Source organism: Pseudomonas sp. MRSN 12121, assembly GCF_000931465.1.
Taxonomy (GTDB): domain Bacteria; phylum Pseudomonadota; class Gammaproteobacteria; order Pseudomonadales; family Pseudomonadaceae; genus Aquipseudomonas.
The window spans coordinates 3,471,287-3,496,147 of the sequence record NZ_CP010892.1; the positions used below are offsets into that span (position 1 = coordinate 3,471,287).

General features: G+C 62.0%; 14 protein-coding genes. 6 read left to right on the plus strand and 8 right to left on the minus strand.

What is annotated here, in order from left to right; all coding sequences use genetic code 11:
• Genes TO66_RS15670 through TO66_RS15680 form a run of 3 tightly spaced genes read left to right on the plus strand, consistent with a single transcriptional unit; the run spans nt 1 to nt 5,689 of the window.
• Nucleotides 1-1,125, plus strand: a complete 1,125-nt coding sequence (locus TO66_RS15670; protein ID WP_052506125.1) for an efflux RND transporter periplasmic adaptor subunit — start codon at nt 1-3, stop codon at nt 1,123-1,125.
• 15 nt (nt 1,126-1,140) lie between these two features.
• Entirely contained in the window at nt 1,141-4,242 is a 3,102-nt protein-coding gene (locus TO66_RS15675) for an efflux RND transporter permease subunit (protein WP_044463191.1), read from the plus strand.
• 10 nt (nt 4,243-4,252) lie between these two features.
• Nucleotides 4,253-5,689: an efflux transporter outer membrane subunit gene (locus tag TO66_RS15680; RefSeq protein WP_044463192.1), complete on the plus strand. Its 1,437-nt coding sequence runs from the start codon at nt 4,253-4,255 to the stop codon at nt 5,687-5,689.
• Between the two features lie 644 nt (nt 5,690-6,333).
• On the opposite strand, the gene TO66_RS15685 is transcribed toward TO66_RS15680, so the two are convergent.
• Nucleotides 6,334-7,806: an aldehyde dehydrogenase gene (locus TO66_RS15685; RefSeq protein WP_044463193.1), complete on the minus strand. Its 1,473-nt coding sequence runs from the start codon at nt 7,804-7,806 to the stop codon at nt 6,334-6,336.
• 128 nt (nt 7,807-7,934) lie between these two features.
• On the opposite strand from TO66_RS15685, the gene TO66_RS15690 reads away from it, so the two are divergent.
• Nucleotides 7,935-8,858: an AraC family transcriptional regulator gene (locus TO66_RS15690; RefSeq protein ID WP_044463194.1), complete on the plus strand. Its 924-nt coding sequence runs from the start codon at nt 7,935-7,937 to the stop codon at nt 8,856-8,858.
• Here the strand turns inward: TO66_RS15690 and TO66_RS15695 are convergent.
• Together TO66_RS15695 and TO66_RS15700 are read right to left on the minus strand one after the other, a co-directional pair.
• Nucleotides 8,855-9,604, minus strand: a complete 750-nt coding sequence (locus TO66_RS15695; RefSeq protein WP_044463195.1) for an SDR family NAD(P)-dependent oxidoreductase — start codon at nt 9,602-9,604, stop codon at nt 8,855-8,857. The two genes, TO66_RS15690 and TO66_RS15695, sit on opposite strands and share 4 nt — an antisense overlap.
• An 829-nt stretch (nt 9,605-10,433) precedes the next feature.
• Complete coding sequence (locus TO66_RS15700) at nt 10,434-13,688, minus strand: response regulator (protein ID WP_044463196.1); 3,255 nt, start codon at nt 13,686-13,688, stop codon at nt 10,434-10,436.
• 32 nt (nt 13,689-13,720) lie between these two features.
• Here TO66_RS15700 and TO66_RS15705 point away from each other — a divergent pair, with 32 nt between their 5' ends.
• Both TO66_RS15705 and TO66_RS15710 read left to right on the plus strand, forming a co-directional pair.
• The gene (locus TO66_RS15705; protein ID WP_082061100.1) at nt 13,721-14,710 is read left to right on the plus strand and encodes an EAL domain-containing protein; all 990 of its coding nucleotides are present in this window, start codon (nt 13,721-13,723) and stop codon (nt 14,708-14,710) included.
• Nucleotides 14,711-14,742: 32 nt separating this feature from the next.
• Nucleotides 14,743-18,426, plus strand: coding sequence for a transporter substrate-binding domain-containing protein (locus tag TO66_RS15710; protein ID WP_052506127.1), 3,684 nt, complete (start codon nt 14,743-14,745; stop codon nt 18,424-18,426).
• A 46-nt stretch (nt 18,427-18,472) separates the two neighbouring features.
• Here the strand turns inward: TO66_RS15710 and TO66_RS15715 are convergent, their stop codons facing one another.
• From TO66_RS15715 to TO66_RS15730, 5 genes are all read right to left on the minus strand, one after another.
• A complete protein-coding gene (locus TO66_RS15715) occupies nt 18,473-19,102 on the minus strand; it encodes a response regulator transcription factor (protein ID WP_044463197.1) in 630 nt (209 codons plus the stop codon).
• A gap of 224 nt (nt 19,103-19,326) precedes the next feature.
• Nucleotides 19,327-20,355, minus strand: a complete 1,029-nt coding sequence (locus TO66_RS33380) for a fimbrial protein (protein WP_156162070.1) — start codon at nt 20,353-20,355, stop codon at nt 19,327-19,329.
• A 99-nt stretch (nt 20,356-20,454) separates the two neighbouring features.
• Nucleotides 20,455-21,456 (minus strand): fimbrial protein, encoded by a 1,002-nt coding sequence (locus tag TO66_RS33385; RefSeq protein WP_156162071.1) that lies wholly within the window; start codon nt 21,454-21,456, stop codon nt 20,455-20,457.
• A 60-nt stretch (nt 21,457-21,516) separates the two neighbouring features.
• Nucleotides 21,517-24,009 (minus strand): fimbria/pilus outer membrane usher protein, encoded by a 2,493-nt coding sequence (locus TO66_RS15725; RefSeq protein WP_409077160.1) that lies wholly within the window; start codon nt 24,007-24,009, stop codon nt 21,517-21,519.
• 77 nt (nt 24,010-24,086) lie between these two features.
• Nucleotides 24,087-24,854, minus strand: a complete 768-nt coding sequence (locus tag TO66_RS15730) for a molecular chaperone (RefSeq protein ID WP_256240318.1) — start codon at nt 24,852-24,854, stop codon at nt 24,087-24,089.
• Nucleotides 24,855-24,861: the final 7 nt, after the last annotated feature.

The window sequence follows — 24,861 nt, forward strand, 5'->3', positions numbered from 1 at the left end:
ATGAACAAGACACTCAAACGATGGGCCGGCGGCACCGCCTTGCTGGTGGCCGGCAGTACCCTCACCGTTACCCTGCTGGGCGTGACCCCGGCCATCGCGGTCGGCGACACCGAACCCTCGCTGCCCGCCATCAAGGTGGCAGTGGCCAAGGTGACCCAGGGCCCGCTGCCGAACCTGCTGAGCGGCATCGGCGAACTGGAGGCCACGCGCCAAGTGATGGTGACCGCCGAAGCCGGCGGCCTGGTCACGGTCATTGCCTTCCGCGCCGGCGAAACGGTACGTGCCGGGCAGACCCTGGTGCAGCTCAACGATGCCCCGGAGCGCGGCGAGCTGGCACGCCTGCAGGCCCAGGCCAGCAATGCGCGCTCGCGGCTGCAGCGCACCCGGCTGTTGCTGCCGCAGCAAGCGGCCACCCAGGAACAGCTAGATGAGGCCGAAGCCGATTTCCGCCAGGTCCAGGGCGATATCACCCGGGTCAAGGCACTGATCGAACAGAAGCGCATCAAGGCCCCGTTTACCGGCGTGCTGGGGGTGCGCAAGGTCAACCTCGGCCAGTTCGTGCAGGCCGGCGACGCGATGGTCTCGCTGACCGATGCGCAAACCCTGTTCGCCAACGTCAACCTGCCGGAGCGCACCCTGTCGGCGCTCAAGCCCGGCCAGGACATGCAGTTGACGGTGGATGCCTACCCCGGCCGCCAGTTCACCGGCAAGGTCAGCACCCTGGAACCGCGCATCGATCCGGGCACCCGCACGCTGCTGGTCCAGGCCACCCTGCCCAACCCGGACAAGCTGCTCGCCCCGGGCATGTATGTGAATGCCCAGGTCAGCCTGCCGACCTCGGAACAGGTGCTGAGCGTTCCGGAAACCGCGGTCAGCTACAACAGCTACGGCGACTATGTGTACACCGTGCAAGGCGACGACCCGCGCACCCTGAGCGTGCGCCTGGCGCAAGTGAAAACCGGGCCGCGCATCGCCGGCCGGGTCGTGCTGCTCGATGGCGTCAAGGCCGAGGACCGGGTCGTCACGTCCGGCCAGTTGCGCCTGAGCAACGGTGCGCACATCGAAATCATCCCGTGGGACAACGTAGCCCTGAAGGCTCCGCTTGATCCCGCCTCGAACAAATAACAGGCGAAAACTGCCATGAAGTTCACTGATCTGTTTGTCCGCCGCCCCGTATTGGCGCTGGTGGTCAGTACCCTGGTGCTGTTGTTGGGGCTCCTGGCCGTCAACCAGCTGCCGGTCCGGCAATACCCACTCACCGAAAGCTCCACCCTGACCATCACCACCCAGTACCCGGGTGCTTCGCCGCAGCTGATGCAGGGTTTCGTGACCCAGGCGATCGCGCAGTCGGTGGCGACGGTCGAGGACGTCGACTACATGACCTCGACCTCGACCCAGGGCCGCAGCATGATTGCCGTGCGCATGAAGCTCAACGCCGACTCGAACAAGGCGATGACCCAGGTCATGGCCAAGGTCAACGAGGTCAAGTACCGGTTGCCCGCCGAGGCCTACGACCCGGTGATCGTCAAGTCTTCCGGCGATGCCACGGCGGTCGCCTATGTCGGCTTCTCCAGCCCGACCCTGTCCACCGCCGCGCTGTCGGACTACGTGACTCGCGTGGTCCAGCCGCAATTGTCGTCCATCGAAGGGGTCGGCAGCATCGACCTCAACGGCGGGCAGAAAATGGCCATGCGCATCTGGCTCGACGCCAACCGCATGGCGGCGCATGGCATTTCCGGCGGCGACGTGGCGCAAGCGCTGCGCGACAACAACGTGCAGGCCGCCCCCGGCCAGGCCAAGGGCCTGTATGTGGTGTCCGACATCCAGGTCAACACCGACCTGGTCAACGTGGCCGAATTCCGCGACCTGGTGGTCAAGTCGACGCCGGTCGGCATCGTGCGCCTGAATGACATCGCCACCGTCGAACTGGGTGCTGCCTCCAGCGACACCAGCGCCACCATGGACGGGGTCAACGCGGTGTTCTTCGGCCTCAACGCCGCCCCCAACGCCAACCCGCTGGTGATCGTCAAAAAGCTCAACGAGCTGCTGCCGGGCATCCGTGCCAACCTGCCGCCGGACGTCAAGGTGGCGGTGCCTTTCGAGCTGGCGCGGTTCATCAGCGCCTCGATCGACGAAGTGCTGGGCACCCTGGGCGAGGCGATCGTGATCGTGGTACTGGTGATTTTCCTCAGCCTGGGGTCGGCTCGCGCGGTCATCATCCCGGTGATCACCATTCCGCTGTCGATGCTCGGCGCCGCGGCCTTCATGGCGATGTTCGGCTTCAGCATCAACTTGCTGACCCTGCTGGCCATGGTCCTGGCGATCGGCCTGGTGGTGGACGATGCGATCATCGTGGTGGAAAACGTCCACCGGCATATCGAGGAAGGCCACTCGCCGGCCCGTGCCGCGCTGATCGGCGCCCGCGAAGTGGCCGCGCCGGTCATCGCGATGACCCTGACCCTGGCCGCGGTGTATGCACCGATCGGCCTGATGGGCGGCCTGACCGGCTCGCTGTTCAAGGAGTTCGCCTTCACCCTGGCCGGTTCGGTCATGGTCTCGGGGCTTATCGCCCTGACCCTGTCGCCGGTGATGAGCTCGTTCCTGCTCAACAGCAAGATGAGCGAAGGCTGGATGGCGCGTCAGGCGGAACGCTTCTTCCATTCGCTGGGCCATGCCTATGGCCGGGTGCTGGACCTGTCCCTGCATCATCGCTGGATCACCTGCGTCGTCGCCGCCGTGGTCGTGCTCAGTGTGCCGCTGCTGTACACCAGCGCGCAGAACGAACTGGCGCCGGTGGAAGACCAGGCCACGGTGCTGACCGCGATCAAGTCGCCGCAGAACGCCAACATCGCCTACGTCGAGAAATTCGCCGAACAGTGGAACGCGGTCATGGGCGAGTTGCCCGAGCAGAGCAACCTGTGGCTGATCAACGGCATCAACGGCGTATCCAACAGCATCGGCGGGGTGAACTTCGTCGAGTGGGAGAAACGCCAGCGCAACGCCGACCAGATCCAGGTCGACATGCAGAACCGCGCCAACGCCATCGAGGGCAACAACGTGTTCGCCTTCCAGTTGCCGTCGCTGCCCGGCTCCACCGGCGGCCTGCCGGTGCAGATGGTGATCAAGAGCGCCGGGGACTACAAAGTCGTCTACGAGGCCATGGAGGCCCTGAAGAACGCTGCGCGCCAGAGCGGCCTGTTCATGGTGGTCGACAGCGACCTGGACTACAACAACTCGGTCATCCGCATCAAGGTCGACCGCGCCAAGGCCAACAGCCTGGGCGTGACCATGAAAGCCATCGGCGACACCCTGGCGGTGCTGGTCGGGGAAAACTACGTCAACCGCTTTGCCATGGACGGACGCTCCTACGACGTCATTCCACAAAGCCTGCGCAATGAGCGGCTGTCGCCCGAAGCCCTGGCGCGGTTCTATGTGAGCAGTGCCTCGGGCGCGCAGGTTCCGCTGTCCAACCTGGTCACTGTCTCGACCGGCGTGGAACCGAACCAGCTGACCCAGTTCAACCAGCTCAACTCGGCGATCCTGCAGGCCATTCCCAACCCCGGCGTGAGCATGGGCGAAGCCGTGCAGTTCCTCGAGGCACAGGCCGGCAACCTGCCGCCGGGCTTCAGCTATGACTGGCTGTCGGATTCGCGCCAGTACCACCAGGAAGGGGCGGCGCTGATCATGGCATTCGTCTTCGCCATCATCGTCATCTACCTGGTCCTGGCGGCCCAGTACGAAAGCCTGCGCGACCCGCTGATCATCCTGATCAGTGTGCCGATGTCGGTGTGCGGTGCGCTGATTCCCCTGGCGCTGGGCATGGCGACCATCAACATCTACACGCAGATCGGCCTGGTGACGCTGATCGGCCTGATCAGCAAGCACGGGATCCTGATGGTCGAGTTCGCCAACGAAGTGCAGGTCAAGGAAGGCCTGGACCGGCGCGCGGCCATCCTGCACTCGGCCAAGCTGCGCCTGCGGCCGATCCTGATGACCACCGCGGCCATGGTCACCGGCCTGATCCCGTTGCTGTTCGCCTCGGGGGCCGGTGCCCACAGTCGTTACGACCTGGGCCTGGTGATCGTGGTCGGCATGCTGGTCGGCACGGTCTTCACCCTGCTGGTACTGCCCACCATGTATTCGCTTATCGCTGTCGACCATCGCGCCGCAGCCGACAATCCGCGTAACCGTGAACTGGCCTCCGTCGACGACACCGACGCTGCCATGGCCCCAAGGGGGTAAGGAGCACATCATGCGAAACACAGGACTCTATCCGTTGCGCCCACTGTGCGCGGTACTGTTCTCGCTAGGGCTGGCCGGCTGTGCCGTGGGCCCCGACTACCAGCCCCGGACCGAGGCTGCGGTGCAGCTGTCCCAGCGCCTGGACACGGCGCTGTACTCCAGCGAACAGCTGCAGCGGGACTGGTGGCGCCAGTTCCAGGATCCGCAACTGGACCAGTTGATGGACCAGGCACTGAGCCGTAACCGCGACATCCACCTGGCCCAGGCCCGGCTGCTGGAAGCCCGGGCCGAGCTCGACGAACGCCAGCTCGATCGCCTGCCGACCGTCACCGCCCAGGGTGGCTACTCGCGCAGCAAGGCCCAGGACAATCCTGGCCCCGCCGGGGAACGCAACCTGGCCAAGAGCTATCGGGCCGGGCTGGACGCGCAATGGGAGATCGACCTGTTCGGTCGCTTGCAGCGCTTGTCCGAAGCGGCCGCCGCCCGTGGCGAGGCCGCCGAGGCCGACCTGGCGCAAGCGCGCATCGTGGTCGCCGCCGAAGTGGCACGTAACTACTTCGAGATGCGCGGCGCCCAGCGCCAGCTGGACGTGGCGCGGGCGTCCCTGGAAAACCAGAAGAGCATGGTGCAGGTGGTCGCCGCCATGGTGGGCGTCGGTCGCGGCGCCGCCGACGAACTGGCCAGCGCCGAGGCCGAGCAGGCCCGCCAGCAAGCGGCCCTGCCGCCCCTGGAGACTCGCGTGCAACTGGCCCGCTACCGCCTCGCGGTACTGGTGGCCGCACAACCCAGCGAACTGCCGGCCTTGACCCGCCAGGCCGCCCTGCAACCCTTGGTCACCCGCTTGCCGATCGGCAATCTCGCCGACCTGTTGCGCCAGCGCCCGGACATCGCCAGCGCCGAACGGGACTTCGCCGCCTCCACCGCGGATATCGGCGCGGTGACCGCCGAGCTGTATCCCCGGGTGGACCTGGGTGGTTTCCTCGGGTTCGTGGCCATCCGGGGCTCGGACCTGGGCTCCAGCGGCAGCCGCGCCTTCAGCGTGATGCCCGGCGTCAGCTGGCCGGCCCTGCACCTGGCCAGCGTCAAGGCCCGGCAACGCCAGGCCCAGGCTCGCCAACAAGGCGCCCAGGCGCATTACGAACAGGTGGTGCTGCAGGCGGTGGCGGAAGCCGAAGGCGCGCTGACCACTTACAGCCAATCGCAACAGCGCCTGGGTGACCTGCTGCAAGCCGCCCGGCAAAGCGCCCGGGCCGCCAGCCTGGCGCAGGTGCGCTACCAGGCCGGCGCCGCCCCTTACCTGTTGGCGCTGCAAGCCCAGCGCACCCGGCTGCAATCCGAAGATGCCCTGGCACGGGCCGATACCGCGTCCTATATCAACGTGGTCGCGCTGTACAAGGCCCTGGGCGGTGGCTGGCGGACTACCACCAGCGTGGCCGATCGCGACTGAAAGCGCTTGCGCTTGCCCGGTCCCGGGCAAGCTCCCCCTGTGGCCGTCAGCCGGGGCTCGAGGTACGAGTTCCGGCTGGCATCGCCTGATCCCAGCCATCCCCTCTTCTGTTCGATCAGCGTCCACGCCGTCCTCACTGACGCGCCGCGGGGCATCGTTGCCAGCGCATCCGCTGTTCCAGCTTCGCGCCACGCGAACGCCACACACCGGCCGTTCCTGCATCGCCCCCTACCGGCTTCGCCAGGGCCTGCAACCATAGCGTTGGCCGGCCAGCGGCCCCGCCTGTAAACCTCTCTTCAGATGCCGCGCTGTTCCCAGGCTCGTGAACATGTCCGGGGCCGTCGCTCTGCGCCCATGGATCTACCTGCCGAGAGCCTTCCCTATCCGTGCCTTTGGGGTACGAGGGCATGGCCCGGCAGGTTGCAGGCAGGCCGCTCCCCACACCCGCTATTCGCGTGAACCAACCGCTATTCAGGGCAGCCGGCCCGTCGTTGCCGGAAGCTAAATCGCGCCTCGGCGCAGCCCTCGCTGCCTGGGGAGGCCGAAAGACAGACGCCTGATAACGGCTCGCGTGCGACCAAAGTTCGGCACAAAAAAGCCGCCTGCTCCCGGAGGAACAGGCGGCTTGTCGAAGCTCGCATTTTTTAGCGCGGTGCGAACCAGGGGGCCGGTACGTCGGTCTGCACCGTGATGGTCTTGACCTGGGTGTAGGCATCCAGGGTTTGCCGGCAGAACTCGCGACCGATGCCACTGTCCTTGTAGCCACCGAAGGCGGTGCCGTCGGTGATGTTGGAGTAGCGATTGATCCATACCGAACCGGCTTGCAGGCGTTCGGCGGTAATGACGGCGTTCTTCAGGTTACTGGTATAGATCCCGGCCGCCAGGCCGTACTGAGTGTCGTTGGCCTGGGCGATCATTTCCTCGTAATCGCTCCACGGGATCAGCGACAGCACAGGGCCGAAGATTTCTTCCTGGCAAATGCGCATGGCGTTGTCAGCGAGAAATACCGTGGGCTGGATAAAGTAGCCCGCCGGGCAACCGGCCACCTCCTGCCGGCCTCCTCCAACCAGCAGTTCGGCACCTTCCCGCCCCCCCGTGGCGATGTATTCAAGGACCTTCTCGCCCTGCCGGGAGGACACCAGGCAACTGATCCGCGACTCTTCGTCCTGAGGTGAACCGACCTTCACTCGCTGGAACGATTCGATCAGCTTCCGCTTGAAGTCGTCGAAGATATCCCGATGCACGAACAACCGCGTCCCGGCCAGGCATGACTGGCCGTTGTTGTGAATCGCGGCGAAGGTGGCGTTGTCGACCACCGAGTCCAGGTCCTGGATATCGGGGAACACAATGTTCGCGCTCTTCCCGCCCAGTTCCAGCGTGGCCGGTACCAGCCGTTCGGCAGCCACCCCGGCCACGATCCGGCCGACGTCGGTACTGCCAGTGAAAGAGAGTTTTCGCACCTGCGGGTGAGCGCTCAGGGCGGCGCCCACCAACTCTCCGAGGCCGGTCACGATGTTGACCACGCCAGCGGGAAAGATCCGGGCGATGTGCTTGCCCAGTTCCAGGGTCGACAACGAGGCGTTTTCATCCGGTTTCAGTACCACGGTGTTACCCGCCGCCAGGGCCGGCGCCAGCTTGAACGAAGCCATGATCGCTGGCGCGTTCCAGGGGATGATTTGCCCGCATACCCCCAGGGGCTCGCGTTTGCCCAGCGCGTAGCCGCCCGCGATCTCCCGGCCATAGTCTTCATGCGCCATGATCACGGAGGCGAAATAGCGGTAGTGGCGGACAGCGGTCTGATAATCCCGGCGCACTTCACTGATGCAGCGCCCGACATCGTGCGCATCGATGCGCGCCAGGCGTTCGCTGTCGGCTTCCACCGCGTCGGCCAAGGCATTGATCAGGCGCGCACGCTCTTGCTGCCCGAGGGCTTTCCAGGCGCCGAAGGCCGCCTGCGCGGCGTCGACCGCACGGTCCACGTCTTCCCTGCTGCAACTGTGGATCTGCGCCAGGAGCAGACCCGTGGCCGGATCGAGCGCGGGAAAAGTAGCGCCGGCGCTCTTTTCAAATACGCCGTTAATCAACGGACCGTAAGTCCTATCAAGCTCAATAGTCATATATATGTCTCTGTCCATTACCGTTTGCAAACATGTCCCGTAGCCACGGGATAACTTTTATATATCCAATGAAATAAGCCCGATGTTAAAGTCTCGAACTTGTTTTTCAGGATTGAAAAGGATGGTCAATGGACCCGCTTTCAGGTGTGCTGTCTTTATTGCGGATCCGCAACTATCACTCCGCAGCGTTGAATCTTGGGGGCGATTGGGCGTTCCACTTTCCCGAGATCGCCGGGATCAAGTTCACCACTGTGGTGCAAGGCAGTTGCTGGTTGCTGGTCGAGGGGGAGCCGCAACCACAACGATTGCAGCAGGGTGACTGTTACCTGATGACCCGGGGGCGGCGCTTCGAACTCTACAGCGATATGTCCCAGGTTCCCCTGGATTCCGACAACTACTTCCGGCGTCTCGCCGAGGACGAACTCGCCCTCGACTACGGCGGCCGCGACACTCAGCTCGTCGGCGGCCGCTTCGAGTTCACCGGGGTGCCTGCCCAGGTCCTGCTCAGCTCCCTGCCGTCGGTGGTGCACCTGACCGGGGTTTCCACCCAAGCGTCGATCCTGCGCTGGGCCCTGGAGCGCTTCATCTCGGAGCTGCACCAGCGCAAGGCCGGCCGCTCGCTGGTCACCGAGCACCTGGCGCACATCATGCTCGTCGAGGTGCTGCGCGAGCACCTGGACACTCTCGACGGCGAAGGCACTGGCTGGTTCGCCGGCCTGGCCGATCGTTACCTGAGCGCCGCGATCGGCGCCCTGCACGACGAGCCGGCGCGCCGCTGGACCGTGGAGGACCTGGCCAGCATGGCGAACATGTCGCGCTCGGCGTTTGCCCAGCGCTTCAAGAACGTCGTCGGCGTCGCCCCCATGGAATACCTCACCCGCTGGCGGATGCTGCTGGCCAGCGATCGCCTGCGCAACTCCGCCGACAGCATCTCCAGCATCGCCTTTTCCCTGGGCTACGAATCGGAAAGCGCCTTCAGCAACGCCTTCAAGCGGGTGATGAGCGAGGCGCCGCGCCACTATCAGCGTGCCCAGCAGGAGTGCAGCGCCTAGCGCAGGCCACCACCGATGACCAGCGTTTCGCCGGTGATCCAGCTCGCGTCGTCCGAGGCCAGGAAAGCCACGGCCGGCGCGATATCCTGGGGCTTGCCGATCCGCCCCAGGGGGGTGATGGCTTCGATCTTGCTGCGGAACTCGTCCTCGAAGAAGCCGCTGGCATGCACGCCCTCGGTCACCACCAGCCCCGGGTTCACCGAGTTGACGCGGATGTTCCGGGGCCCCAGTTCGTTGGCCAGGGTACGGGTAATGGCATCCACCGCGCCTTTGGAGGCGGTGTAGACCGTGGAGCCGGCCGGGGTGAACGAGGTGACGCTGGAACTGATGTTGACAATGCTGCCCCCCGCCGGGTTGAAGCACTCCACGGCGGCCTGGGTGCAGAGAATCAGGCCCAGCACGTTGAGGTCGAAATGCCGGTGGAATTCGTCTTCGGTCACCTCGCCCAGCTCGCCGGTGGCGTAGACCCCGGCGTTGTTGACCAGGATATCGACGCTGCCATACATGTGGGTGATCGTCTTGAAGAGCGTCTTGACCTCAAGGCTTTTCGCCACGTCCGCCTGGATCGCGAAAGCCCTGCCGCCCTGCTCGAGAATCTGCGTCACGACCTTGTCGGCGTCGGTTTGGCTGCGTGTGTAATTGACGATGACCGTGGCGCCCTCCTGCGCCAGTTGCCTGGCAATCTGGGCGCCGATGCCCTTGGAAGAGCCGGTGACCAGGGCAACTTTCTTTTCCAATCGTTTCATGCTTGAACCCTTGCTCGTCATTCAATAATCCCGCGGCCTCGGGGGCTGTCGGGCGTTGAAACGAGCTTATGACGCAGGTCCTGGCGTGTTAATGACTGAAAATCCGGGAAACATGCGCCAGCGTCCAGGGTGTGCCGTCGCTGCCCCTGGCCATTGCCCGGCGGGATGGCGTCAGGAACAGGACAAACATGGATAAGAGACCAAGTCTCCACTGCGCTTTCTGGCCTTCGGCCGGGACGCTGAAAACACCCGGGGAAAAGATGTAATGGATAAAAACCAATCCGCCTCGGATATCTCAGGCAAGAACTTACGAAGCGAGACGAAATCATCGGAGCTCAGGGCACGGAACGGATAAACAGGCTGAAGATACTTTCGATAAATGAACTTGAGCCGCAAGTCCTGAAGACGCTGAAGTTCGTAAAGGTCTTTATCCCGCTTAGCCGTCAGGACATTACGAAAGAACTATTTCAAGTCGCCATTCGTTGCACTACAGGCACTCTCGAGTACCGGCAAATGAACACCATGGGCTGCCATGCGCTGCTCCCTGCACCTGAACCGATTGGCCCAACCGAGATCGCCTGCTGCCGGAGCCTGGACGCACGGCAATAAGCTCCGGCGTTTCACGCATGGCCTCGCTCGCTGCGGCCGATATGATTGCCGGCACACATTAATGGCCTAACGCCACTAGCGCATTGGCCACCTGCCTCCTCCAAGACCTGAAGGGACCGACAGCCTATGCCAGCCTCCATTGCGATGACCACGCCCTTCGAGCTGCCCTGCCGATGAACAGCGTGGATGAACCGAAGTGAGCGCAACCTTGCTTGCCTTGTCAGGGACGTGGCCCTTGAGGTGCGGTATCGAGCATCGCCAAAGCCACCTCGACCCGGTCGATGAAACGCTCCACGGCCAGGCTCATGGCATCCCGGTCACGGCTTTCGGCCTGGACTTCCAGCTCTTTGCTCAGTCGTATCAGCGATCGGGCCTTGCCCACGCTCAGCGAACTGCGAATCCGGTGCAGCAGGCGCGTCACTTCGCTGGCGTCGTAATACCGGGTCGCGGCCTTGAGCTCATCGAGGTCCTGGCGCAGGGTCAGGGTAAAGAGCGCCAGCATTGGCGGCGGCACCTGCAGCAGGTCGATGGCCGGGGCGCCGGACGGCTCGACGACGGCCGCCAACACGCCCCTTGCCGGCGCCGCCACGGCTTTCAGGCACAGATACAGGCCGTCGATCGAGATCGGCTTGCTCAGCCAGCTGTTCATCCCCACCCGAATGCAGTGTTCGCCCTCCTCGCGCAGGGCATTGGCGGTTACCCCGATGATCGGGATCCGCTGGTCGTTGCGGCGTACCGCAGCGGTCAGTTCGTAGCCATCCATGAGCGGCATGTTGACGTCCGTGAGGATCAGGTCGAAAGCCTGTCGCTCCATTTGCAACAGGGCCTCGCGGCCGTTGCCGGCCAGGGTCGCCCGGCAACCGATATGCTCCAGCTGTTCGCGCATCAGGGCCTGATTGACCGGATTGTCTTCGACCAGCAGGACGTCCAGCCCCAGCTCCTGACGCCGATTTGCCGGGGCCTGTTCGGCTTCCGGCAGTTCTCCGGTAACGGCCAGGGACACGCCCCGCATGATCGCCGCGAGGCTGTGCTGGTTGACCAGCACATCCTTGCCGATGCTTTCGAGCAGGGCAAAATCATGCCGGGCGAATACCGTCGGCCTCCCCCACTCCAGATTCGCCCCGGCTTCGGGCATGACCTCCAGCACAGCGTCGGGCTGCTCCAGTGCCAAGTCCTCCAGGATCGAAGTCCGGGCCCCAAAGTGTTCCAGCCAGGCGCACAGCGAATCGGTCAGGTCGGGGAACGGGCTATGTACCGCAACTTTGCATCCCGCCAGGCCGCTCACCCGCCACGGCGTCCCTTGATCCCGCGCGCGGGCCAGGCTCAGGCCAACGCTGAACTCGCTGCCCTGGCCCACCGTGCTGTGGACTTGCAACGTAGCGCCCATCAATTCGCACAGGCTCGCGCAGATCGGCAAGCCCAGCCCGGCACCCGTGATGCTGTGGCGCTTGTTGTCCACCTGGTAGAACGGTTCGAACAACCGCTGCCGGGCAGCCTCTTCTATGCCAGGACCGGAGTCGATCACTCGCCACAGCAGTTGCACGCTGTCGGCCTGCTGCGCGGCGAGCGTAAGGTGGATCGCGACGTATCCCTTGTCGGTGAACTTGATGGCATTGCTCAGCAGGTTACCGATGACCTGGCGCAGGCGGTGGCTGTCGCCGCTCAGTTGCGCGGGGACCTGTGGGTCGATGCAGGTATAGAGTGCCAGTCCCTTGTTCGCCGCACGCTCGCAAAACCCTCGTGCCAGCTCCTCCAGCATATGCAGTGGATTGAAGTCCATGGTCTGGATCTGCAACTGGCCGGACTCGATCTTTGACATGTCCAGCACATCGTTGATCACGTGCAGCAACAGGTCCGAGGAATGATCGATGGTCTGCAGGTAGGTCCGTTGTTGTGGCGTCAGGTCGGTCAGCCCCAGCAGTTCCAGGGTGCCGAGTACCCCGTACAGCGGCGTTCTGATCTCATGGCTGACTGTGGCGACGAAGCGGCTTTTCTCGGCGCTGGCGGCATCCGCGACCTGGCGCCCGAGCACCAGCGTGGCGGCCGCTGCACGGTGTTCGGTCACATCGGTGAAGGTACAAAGCAGCACCTCTTCGTTCTGATAGACAGTCGGGGCGTAGCGCACATGGAAGGCTCGCTCGCCGAGCATCAGGCAGCCCTCGCCGGTCAGCGGGCGCTCGCCTTCGAACATCGGCCAGTCACTCAGCAAGGTGGCGATGGGCGGCTCCTGTCCCAGCCAGTCGTTGAACAGGCCGTTACACGTCACCTGTTCAGGGCCCTTGAGCACGCAGAGCGCCAGGGGCACGGTCTGCAGGAGCGAATGGTTGAAATCATGGTTGCTGCGCAGCTCGCTGTAGTGGCTGCGCGCGGGCAGGACGATCCGTCGGCGGTACCAGCTGGCGATCCCCCAGCCACTCAATACACACGCCGCCAACAGCCCGGCGAGGCTCATCAGTTGCCATCTGGCGTGCTCGACCAGGCGCAGGAAGCTGATTCGATACAGGGCCTGCCAGGCACCCACCGGACCGGCGCTGCGCTTGATCACCAGGCCCGAACTCGTCAGATGAAAGCCGTTTTCATAAGTGAAAATCCCTCCCTGCGCCGACCCCAGCACGAAGGTACCGTCGGGAGCCATCAGATCGATCGCGTCGAACGTCAGGGAATCGAACATCTCCTGGTCGATACGAATACCGATTTCGTCAGGTTCGCGCAGGTCCACCAGGGTGGCGGCCACCAGCTCTCCGGGAAGACGCTCCGCCCCTTGTCCGGCAGCGGCCCTAGGCACCGAGATATAAGCCAGCAGTTGCTCCTCGCCGGCCTCGCTGTAGCGCTCGGCCGGGGCCCAATGCACCAGCAGATCGTAGTTCTTCGGCGGTTGTCGCTCGATGGTGCGCTTGATCCGTTGCAGTACCGGCACGACATCGCCTTGCACGATGCTTTCACGAGACGGTTCGGAGTCGATCGAAGGCAAGGCGATATCGATGTGGTGATCCGGGTCGAGCAGGAACATCTGCGGCGCCAGAAACGAGGAACCACTCCAGAAGTCGCTATAGACGTTGGCCAGGCCGATGCCCAGCGCCAGAGGATCGGTCAGGGGGACCAGACCTTCCCGGGCCCGGGGCATGACAATGGAGAACGTCGTGGAATATTGCGAAGCCTGGCCGGTATAGATCAGGGATTCGCCATCCACGCTTTTACTCAACTCGGGCTTGGCGAGCTGGACCAGGGGATTGTATTCGGGGGCGACACTGGCGTTGATCGCGCGCAGCAGGAAGATCTCATGGTCATAGGCGCGGCCGACGAAGCTCAGGAAATGGTAATTGGCCTTGATCCGTTCGCCGCGAAAGACCTTGTAGGTGACCCAATACCCGGCCACCACGAAAAACACGCACAGCAGCAAGGACAGGATCAGGCTGAAGTGCAAACGCAAGGACACCCTGGCCAGCCGGCCAACCTTCGACTGATTAATGGGCATGAAGCCCGCGGGCGCTTTCAGCCGTGATCGTTATGCGACACATCACCAATACCTGTGTTGACGGGCTCGTTGCCATTGAATGGCGAAAAATCATAGCACGTCAGATAAATCCTACATGGCACTTCGACACTGCTGATCCTCCAGCCCCGGCCGACGCGTCACTGTATGCCTCCCAGCTGGCGACCGAGGCGACCATGCCAAACTCATCTCTTGCTCTTTCCGACTGTGCCCCTTCCTGCCCGCTGTCACCTTCGGTCGTGCGGCGTGCGCTGTTCGACGACGAGTTCGTGGCGTTCTATCAACCGAAAGTGTGCATCGATACCGGCCAGCTGGTCGGGGTCGAAGTCCTTGCCCGCTGGAACCGTCCGGCACAAGGGCTGGTGTCACCCGCCGATTTCCTGCCTGCCCTGGAAAGCCTGGGGCTGCTGGACGAGCTGTTCCGGCGGATGCTGGTCCAGGCGCTGGGCATGCGCCGACACCTGCTCGCCCGAGGGCTCGAGCTGGACCTTGCCTTCAATGTGCATCCCGGCCAGTTGCAGCAGGCCGGCTTTGCCAATGCCCTCGAACAGCTGCTCAAGCAGCAGGGCTGCCCTGCCCGCGCCATCACCCTGGAAATACTCGAAACCGCCGCGCTCGAGCCGTCCGGGCTCAGTTACAAGAATCTGCTGCAACTGCGGCTGATGGGCGCCAATGTCTCGATGGACGATTTCGGCAGCGGTTTTTCCTCGCTGCAAAGGCTGTGTGAGTTGCCTTTCAACGAAATAAAGCTCGATGCCTCGTTCCTGCGCCAACTTGACAGCAATGCCAAGGTACGCGCGGTGATCCAGGGAACGGTGAAGCTGGCCGGGGCCTTACAGATCCGGCTGGTGGTCGAAGGTGTGGAAACCCGCCAGCAATTGGCGCAACTCCTGGCCTTGGGCTGCAGCACTGCCCAGGGCTACCTCTTCGCGCGTCCCATGCCGGCGCAGAAATTCATTCAGTTCTGTCTGCACCGCAGTCCTTCGAGCCTTGTAAGCCTGTGAGCCGCCCCTTGCCCCGTACCGGTTGGTCGTCCATGCCTGTCTATCGCCGTCTCAAACGCGTGGCCCTGCTCCTGCTGGTCATGGCGTTCTCTAGCGGCTTCGCCCTGACGACCGCGCCTGTCAGCGCCGCGACGGCTCCGGGGTTGCTGCGTCTGTCGAGCCAGATTCCCCCTGAACCCCTGCGCATGAACCTGACGGAAGCGGACTGGGCCTGGCTGCGGGAAAAAAAAACGCTGACCCTGGGCGTGGTCGGCACGGCCGCCCTGCCGTTCGAGGTGGTCTATGGCAATGGCGACTATGAAGGTATCAGCGCGGATGTCGTACAGATGCTCAAGCAGCAGCTGAGTGTCGATATCCGAATCGTCGGCTTCACCTCTCGCGAGGCCGCCATCGCGGCGCTGGCAGCCCACAAAGTGGACCTGGTCAGCCGTGCCAGCGATTTCGGACACTCGGCCAGCTCCACGGTCCTGAGCAAGCCCTACGCCCAGAACGTACCGACGCTGTATCGACGACAAGGCGATGACCGCTCCGTGCCTTCGGACCTGCGAGGCATGCGTGTTGCGGTGGTCAATGGCTACCTCCCCGCGGAGCTGCTTGCCCAACGCTTTCCCCAGGCGCAGATCCTTCTCTATTCGAACAATGTCCAGGCCATGGCCGCCGTTGCCTTCCAGGGCATCGACCTGTACCTGGGCGACTCGCTGAGCGCCCATTACCTGATCAACAACAGTTTTTTCAATTACCTGAAGTTCACACGTTTCGTCGACGTGAATACCGGTGGCTACGGTTTTGTCCTGAGACCACAAGACACCCGTCTGCTGCATATCCTCGACCAGACCCTGAGCACCATCGGTGTCGCCCGCATGGACCAGATAGTCAAACGCTGGACAGGCGGGGGAAACATCATGCCGCAAGCGCAAATAACGCTGTCGCCGCAGGAACAGCGCTGGCTGGCGCAGCACCCCGTGGCCCGGCTGATGATCAACGATGACATGGCGCCCTCGGCGTTTTTTGACGTCAATGGCCGGTTCAACGGTGTCATCTCCGACCTGTTCGAAGTCATTACCCAGCGCACGGGACTGCGCTTCGAGATTCTGCGGGTATCGAGCTTCCAGGGGATCCAGGACGCATTGCGCGATGGCCAGACCGACCTGGCCATCCTGACTCCGAGCCTGGAGCGGCAAAATGATTTCCGCTTCACCCATCCCTTCGCCAACAGTTCGTTCAGCCTGGTCACCTCGACTCATGGCGCCAACCTGTCGAGCCTGGCCGCGCTGGCCGGCAAGCGCCTGGCCATTACCCGCGGCCATGTGCTGATCGACGCCATTGCCCGCGACCACCCCGATATCGTTCTGCTCAACCCGTCGAACAACCTGGATGCCATGCGCATGGTTGCCAACGGCGAAGCCGATGCCGCGCTGATGGCGCTGTCCATGGCGCGTTACTACACCGCCCGCCTGTATGAAAAGCAGTTGCACATCTCCGGGATACTCGACGGCGAGATGGCCACGGCCAGTTTCGCCATGCGCCGTGGCGACCTGGAATTGCATTCGATCATGGACAAGGCCCTGCTCAGCATCGCCCCCGATGAGTTGAACGCCATCACCGCGCGCTGGCGGGCCAATGCTGCCATGAGCGGCCAGACTTGGCGCGATTACCGTTACGTGATCATGGAAATCATCTGCTTCGCGCTGCTGGTCCTGTTTGTGTCCATTGCGCGGATTCTTCAATTACGCCGGCAGATCCGACGTCGCCAGGCGGCCGAGAAGGCCCTGAATGACCAGCTGGAGTTTTTGCAGACCCTCAATAACGCCATGCCGATTCCGGTCTACGTGCGCGATGACCAGGGGCGCCTGCTGTCGTGCAGCAGCAGCTACGAACAGGTCATGAACCTTACCCAGCCCGAGCTTCTGGGCAAGACTGCCCTGCAGATACCGCTCGAACACTTCGAGATCGCACAGACCCTGCACAACAGTTACCTGCGCGCCATGGACACCGGTCAGGCCATCGAGCAGCGCTACGAGGTGACCATCGCCGGCGCACCTCGGATCATCGACCACTGGATTCAGCCTTTTCGCGATTCGACTGGCAGGATCAAGGGGGTCATCTGCGGCTGGCAGGATGTCAGCCAACACCATCAGCTGGTGCATGACCTGCAACAGGCCAAGGAAAAGGCCGACGATGCAAGCCGCGCCAAGACCCGTTTCCTGGCCACCATGAGCCATGAAATCAGGACCCCGATGAGCGCCATCATCGGCACCCTGGAACTGGCGTTGAAACAGGCCGACCAGGGCGTACTGGAACGCCACCAGATCGACCTGGCCTACACCTCGGCGAAGAATCTGCTGGAGTTGCTGGGCAATACACTGGACATCGTCAGGATCGAGTCGGGCCACCTCAGCATTTCTCTGCGCCGATGCACCCTGAAGGAAATGGTCGAGCCGGTGACTCGGGTCTTCGAAGGCCTCGCGCGCCAGAAAAACCTGCGCCTGATCCTCGAGATCGACGCCGGCGCCACCCGGGAAGTGCTGATCGATCCGCTGCGTTTCAAGCAGGTGCTGTCGAACCTCGTCAGCAACGCGATCAAATTCACTCATCAGGGCAGCATCGCCATCCGAGTCAGCACCCAGGCCGAAGGCCCGCACTTGATGGGGGTGCACCTGCAGGTCAGCGACACCGGCATTGGCATCTCCGAAGAAGACCTGAGCCTGTTGTTCCGCCCTTTTTCCCAGGTAGCCCAATCCACCTTGAATACCCTCGGCGGAAGCGGGCTCGGGCTGGTGGTGTCGCGTTCGCTGTGCGAAATGATGGGCGGACGCCTGGAAATGCTCAGCACCCTGGGACGTGGCACCACCATCAACGTGACGCTGACCCTGAAGCTGCTCGATCCTGTGCCGATCCGCGACGTCTTGCAACCATCGCCGCGCACCGGTGCTTCAGGTCTCGCGGCGCCTCGACCGGCCTCCGCCGTTCCGGCCGGCATTGGCAGCGCGCGCATCCTGGTGGCCGACGACGACAACCTCAACCGGCAGATGCTGCGCGCCCAGCTGGAATACCTGGGCTATCAGGTCGTCGAGGCCGGCAACGGCCTGGAGGCGCTGGAACTCTGGAACCAGCAGGCTTTCGATTGCCTGATTACCGATTACCACATGCCGCTGATGGACGGAGTCGAGCTGACCCTTGCCATTCGTGACAAGGAGCGCGGGCGCGGCAGCGGGCCGCTGTTGATCCTGGGGCTGACGGCGGATGCCCAGCAAGAAGAAGTCGAGCGTTGCATCAACGCCGGCATGCGTGATTGCCTGATCAAGCCGGCAGGGCTCGAGGTGCTGCGTGAGCGCCTGGGGGCGCTGCCGGGCGTTCCGCAAGCGAGTCCGCCGGTGGCATCGTCGCCCGCCGTCACCCCCACCGTCGAACGACGACCGCTGATCGACATTGGCGTCAAGGACCCCGCGATCCTGCAGTTGCTGCTCGACGAGGCCCGTAAAAGCAATCAACGGGACCTGGCCGAGTTACGCACCTTACTGGCCCACCCTGACAAAAAGCGGCTGGGTAGCTTGCTGCACCGCATCAAAGGCAGCGCATCGCTGATGCGCAATGCTTATCTGGGGGGATTGTGCAAATTCGGGGATGTGGAAGCCGAGGGGATCGACGGGCTGCTGGACCGGGCCCGGATGATCGAGAAGGAACTGCTGCGCATCGAGCACAGCCACGGGGCTTGACCAGCCCCGGAGACGCGGGATGGCCGGCGGCCTGTCCTGCGCCGGCTCAACCCAGGTTATTGCGCTTGGCCAGCTCGACCAGGGCAATCAGGTTGCTCACGCTCAACTTTCGCTGCAAGCGCACTTTATAGGTACTGACGGTCTTGTGGCTGATCAGGAGCTTTTCGGAGATCGCCAGGTTGCTCATGCCCCGCGCAAGCATCTTCAGTACGGTGATTTCCCGGTCCGACAGCTGGGCCAGGAGCGCCTCTTCATTGTGCGCCGCGTTGTTGTTGTCACGCAGGCGATGGATGGTGTCCACGGGAAAATAGCTGGACCCCGCCAGGACCGCTTTGACCGCGATGACCAGATCGTCCAGGCTCTCGTCCTTGCTGACAAACCCTGCCGCCCCCGCCTGCAGCGAGCGCATGGCGAAGTTGGCGGCATCGCCGGAAGTCAGTATCAGCACCTTGCTGTTGATGCCCACCGCCTTCAGGTGCGCTATGACCGCCAGGCCATCCATTTTCGGGATGCTCAGGTCCAGCACAATCAGGTCCGGCAGGAGCCTGCGGATAACGTCCAGCGCCTCGATGCCATTATCGACTTCGGCCATGACGACATGCCCCTCGCCTTCGAGCATATGCCGCACGGCCATGCGCATTAGAGGGTGGTCGTCAACGATGACTATATTGCCCATTTCGGCTCCATGAGTTGAATACGGGGTTGCAATAAAAAGGGGTATTGAAGCACAACCAGCGAACTTGCCCTATGCCTCGGCAATAGGAATGCCATTGCCGTCGCAACATTTGACTTGCCCAAGGTGGCATTGGTTGCGGTACACATGTTCGTCTCTGACTGGCGACTCAATATCACCGGAGTTTGCAGGCATCATCAGGCCGTGCCTGACATTCAGGATGCCGACTAGTTATGAATCAACGTTACTGAAATCATGGCCTGCCCTTTGCCTGGCACAGTGTTTGGGAGGGTACGCACATAACGCACATCAATTGTCTTACTCAATACATCGCCGCCCGCCGCGGTACTTCCAATAATATTATTTGACGGAGGGCCCAATTCCATTGGTTTCCCTGCATTCAAAAGTTGTAATCCATACCCGGAAGCTACTGCACCATTAATTACCAGATTGACATTATTAGAACCAACACCACCACCAAGAGCTGTTGGATCATACACACTCAACCCCATGGTATAGCCTGGTGTATTCGCACCGCAGTTGACTGTCAGCTGAAACGAGCCGGCCGCGACACTTGAGCCCACCGTTGGCAAATCACCCATCATGATTTTTTTCAATGCCACATTGGTCGGATAACCCAACTTACAGGTTTCTGCGGCCTTTACCTCGAGGGTGGTTCCTGAAATAGAACCAATACTGGCACCTGTGTAACTACCCTGACCTTTGACCCTCATGCCCTGCCAGGACAAACGTGCAAGTCCTGGAAACGCTATAACCCCCGCAGGCAGCTTCTCCAGGGCCACCAGGCGAACCCGGGTTCTCAGCCCGTAACTGAACTTGCCTGCATTGACCAGCGTACGCTCGCCAGTCACTTGCTGTTGGGCAGTCAGCGGCAGCATCACGCCGCCATCGCCGATCTCGGCGATAACCCCGATGCGAGGGTCATCTGAACGGAATACGGTGTAGACCCGGCCATCCAGCGCCAGGCGCTTGCCGGAGTCCACTGCAACGGCCTGGGTGAATGTCTGCACGGTTTCCGGTTCGCCCGATGCCATGCAGTCTAGAGCTTTTGGTGCGACCGATTCATGCCACACGCTGGAAATCAACGATAGCTCTTGCCCGCCGGACAGGTAACTCATACTGGCTGGCAGTTTCAATGTTTGATCAATATAGCTACATGTGTAAGCGAGTACTGGAGAAGAACAGAACATCAACGCCACGGATATCAGGCGCCACCGCCCCAGAATTCTTTTCATATATAGGTTACCCCTAAAAATTCGACGCCTCGCAATATTAAAAACGAATCACAACCATGCCGTGCATAGTTCAACGGTCAAGTCCGGAAAGTTAACATTCTATTGGTGCACTAATAATACAGTAAGCGAGGCAACACCCTTGCCAGGCACAATCTCCCGAGCGGTACGTACATAACGCACATCAATCGTTTTTCTCAACACATAAGCACCACCCGGGGTGTTCCCCAGAGGATTATCTCCCGAGGGGCCTAGTGCTATCAGACTTCCAGCATTTAAAAACTGCAAGCCATATCCGGAAGCGGTTGTACCATAGGTGGTAAAAACAGCACTGGTAGAAGAATTTCCAGGATCAAGCACATCGATGAATCTTGCATTCAAACTGTAGGCGATGGTATTGACGCCACAATTAATCGTCAGCCCAAACGAGCCGGCCGCGGCAACCGAATCTACCGCAGGCAAATCGCCCACCATGATCTTTTTGAGCACTACTGCGCTCGGCAAACTCAGGGTGCAGGTGGCCGCTTTTACGCCAAAGTTAAAACTCGAGGCCGACATGCTCCAGGTTCCCTCGGCAGGAAGTACAGTTGATCCATACTTAAGCCTTCCGTTGACCAGCGTATCGGCTGCAATGCTGTATTGGCCCGGTTTCATGCTGGCAGAGGGCGAATAATAACGAACACGCACGGTCACAGGATAATCAAGTTTCCCGGAACTCGGATATATACCATGAACATATGACGTGCCGAATGGCCGTGGAATATTATCGGAACCGGCGATATCCCCGAAATACATGACCTCCGCATTGTTAGTCTTGTAGAGGCGATAGCTCTTGCCTTCGAACGTAATGGAGCTGCCCGCGAACACGCCGGAAGCAAGCATTTCATTGGTATAGGCACCAGAGTTGCCGACGCTGCAAATCACATGAAACGTTGCCTGATGCCAGGCACTGGACAACATTCCACCGCCACCTATCGGCACTTCCGCCACAGAGGGTGTAATACTGCTGGGGCCGACCTGTTGGCAAACCGCCAGGGCAAAGGGTGATACCCACATGGCCAGGCAACAGGCAAGCCGGCCCAGCCGTTCAAACATTCGACTCATGCCGAGCCTCCAATCAAGTGAGTGGTTTTGCGGACAAAGCTCTTTTCGCGCAGTGGCGGCTCAGCCACGGCAGACCCCATCGAACCGTTCATATGCGCTGTGCTGGTCCGCGGGTGCGAGCTCGTAGCTCAGTTCACAGCGCTTGTCGCCCCAACGGATCTCCATGACACCCTTGTCCTCGATGCCGAACACCAGCAGCCTGGACAGGTTGTCGACGACCCCCAGGACCTTGCCTTGCGGGCCATAGGCCTGGGCGCCGAAGGGAATTTTCTCGCCATCGGCCAGGCGCAGGTCGAACTGCAAGCGGCGCCCCGAGCTGGCCTCGAAGCGGCTCCTGACGATCGCGCCGCGGGTCGGCACCAGGGTGTGCGAGCTTTCGGCAATCTCTACATCCGAGCCCAGGGTGTCGGTGTTCAGGTTGATCCAGTTGTAGCGGTACGGCTGGGTGTAGGGCACGACCGCGTAGCCGCGCTTGTCGGTACGGACCGAGGCCGAGGAGTCGATCCCCACTCCCTGGACCTGCGGCACCTCGATCAAGGCAAAGGTCTCGCCCACCGGCTGGCCCAATGTCACCCCGCCGCTGTGCACCACCACCGAACCCGACGCCGCCAGATCCATGTGCTTGCTGCTGCGGCCCTGGCCATAGTTGCCGCTGACCTTGGCGACCGGCGTGTCCCAGCTCAGGCCCATGTCGGCCGAACTGCCACCGGCTTTGCTGTGCCCACCCTGTACCGAGTAGCTCAGGGTGTTCTGCTCATCCAGGTTCCCCGACAGGCCGGTCTGGATCGAGGAGTCGCCCGTGCTTGAAGAGGTCACGCTGGTATAGGCCCGCTGCGGGCGACCGCGGCTGCCGAAGGGGATGCTCACCGAGGCGGTCAGCTGGGTATCCACCCCCTGCCCCATGCCCTGGCCTTCGGTGCGGGCGACCGCAAAGCTGTAGCTCGCATCACGGTAGTTGCCGTTGTAGCCAAACTGCCAGCGCCGGGTGTTGCCCTGGCGATTCCAGTAGTTGGTTTCGCCCAGGCTGAGGAACAGCGAGCCATTGCCGGCCAGCGGCTGGTTGACGTTCATGTCGAACCGGCTCTTCTGGCGCCCATAATCCGAGCCCAGCAGCACATCCTGTTCGTCCACGTGCTGGCTGAAGGTCCGGTAGCCCTCGGTCGAATAGCGATAGCCGACCATGGTGAAGGTGGTATCGGTCGAGTTGAGCGTCTTCGAGTACAGGAAACGCGCACTCTGGCCATGGGCGCTACCGCCCTGCGGGGTCTGCGAGGCGCTCTGGGTCACATCGAACGACAGCCCGCCCCAGGCCGAGTTGATACCCAGGCCCAGGTTGAGTGCCTTGTAGCCCGTAGACGCCAGCGCGCCGCCGTAGCCGGTGAAGTTGTCGCTCATGCCATACACCAGGGTGCCCTGGGTGAAGGTCGGCGAAGGCTTGCCTTCATTGCTGTATTTGCCGCTGGCCAGGCTGTAGCGCGTGCTGCCGCGACGGGTCATCACCGGCAGGTAGGAATAGGCCTGGGAGTATTCGCGCTCGCGACCGTCGGCCTCGATGATCTTGATCTTCAAGTCACCGTTGGAGCCACTGGGGTAGATGTCGTTGATTTCGAACGCACCGGGGGACACGTTGGTCGAGTAGATGACATAACCGTTCTGGCTGACCTCCACCGTCGCGTTGCTTTCGGCGATGCCGCGCACCACCGGCGCGTAGCCCACCTCGTTGTCCGGCAACATGCCCAGATCGGAGCTCAGTTGAGCGCCGCGAAAGCGCACGCTGTCGAAAATCTCGCCCTGGGTATAGAGCTCGCCCGCGGCCAGGCCGCCCTTGAGGCTGGCAATGTCGCGCTCGACATAACTGCGGTTGCTGGTGAATTTGTTGCGCGTGTCGCTGGTGCCGCTGATCGACGACTCGTTGCGCAGGCGCCAGGCGCCGATATTCAGGCCGCTGCGCAGGTTCAGATAGCGATAGTCGCTGCGGTAACCCTGGTTGATGTTCCGGCTGAAGTTGGCCTGGTAGTTGGTATAGAAGGCGGTAATGCCCTGGTCCCATAACGAGGGATCGACGTAGCCGCGGCTGGTATGCGAGATATAGGCCTGGGGCACGCTGAGCTGCAGCGCCAGTGTGTTGACATCGAACTCCACCGACGCATCGGGCAGGCTGGCGGCCAGGTCGATAACGCTGTCATCCTGGCTGTCGGCGGCAATCAGCTTGTCCTGTTTGAGCTTGGCAATATTGACGCCCATTGCCTTCAATACGCTCAGGTACAGTTTCGGGTGCACACCGCTCGAATCGCCTTCAGAAGAAAACTCGACTTGTTGATGGCTCATCAACACCTGGTTGAGGTAAATGTCGACGTTGTAAGTGCCCGGTGGAATGCCGCTGCCCTGCTCGAAGTATTTCAACTCGACAGCCGCACCATGCTTGTTCAGGAACGTCTCGTTGAACTCCATGGAAAAGGCAACTTGGGGAAACATCGCGCCAAATGCGGTGGCACATGAGCCGGTCACATAGCCGACAACGCTCAGACGCTTCTTTCTCCTAGATATGGACACGACAGTTCCTTCCAAAAACATGGCAACAACGCCCGTTGAATCTTTGCCAGCAGCCAAAACCTGGTATGCCGGCGACCTCAGTTCGCGATCGATACGTGCTGACTGACCGGTGCGCCGTAATCATTGATATTGAAAAAATCGAAGGTCACTGCACTTGCCGTTGCGGGAGCGCCTGGCACCAGGAACTTTTTCGTGGCGCCTGGCGGCACCATCTCGCTTTTCACCGGATAGGTTTTGCCGGCGATAAGGGCTTTGCTCTCGCCAAAGGAAATGAAGTAGGCAGAGTCATTGCTCACTTGCAGGTAACGCTTGCCTTGCTCGACCAGGGCGCTCCATTTCAACGCCTTGACCGCCGCCTCTGGGGAGCCGGCCAGGTTGCTCGGGCGATAGAACACCTTGATCCGCTGGCGCAGGGCGATTTGCAGGGTGTTCTCGGTGGCGGACTTCTGCGGGATTTCCTGGACGCTCAACCAGAACACCGACTCTTTGTCCGTGGGCAATCCCTTGCCGTAATAAAACAGCCGCAGGGTCTGCTGTTTATTACCGGCCAGGCGGCTCAGCGACGGGGTGAGGGCAAAAGGCAGGTCCTGGCCCTGTTGTTCGCTTTCCGGATCCAGCCAGGACTGAATCATGACGTCCCGCGCGCCGTCGTTTTTTATCTGGATGGAAACTTCCTTGCTCTTTTCCGGATAAATAATCCGCGTGCCACCAAGGGTGATTCCGGCATTGGCCTGGCAGGCACACAGCAACGCGAGCCCCGCCAGCGCAAATCTGGATTTCAAGTTCATGATGAAAGTGCCTAACTGAAAAGATGGGCAGAGAGGCAACTCGATGCCCCTCTGCAAAGTGCTT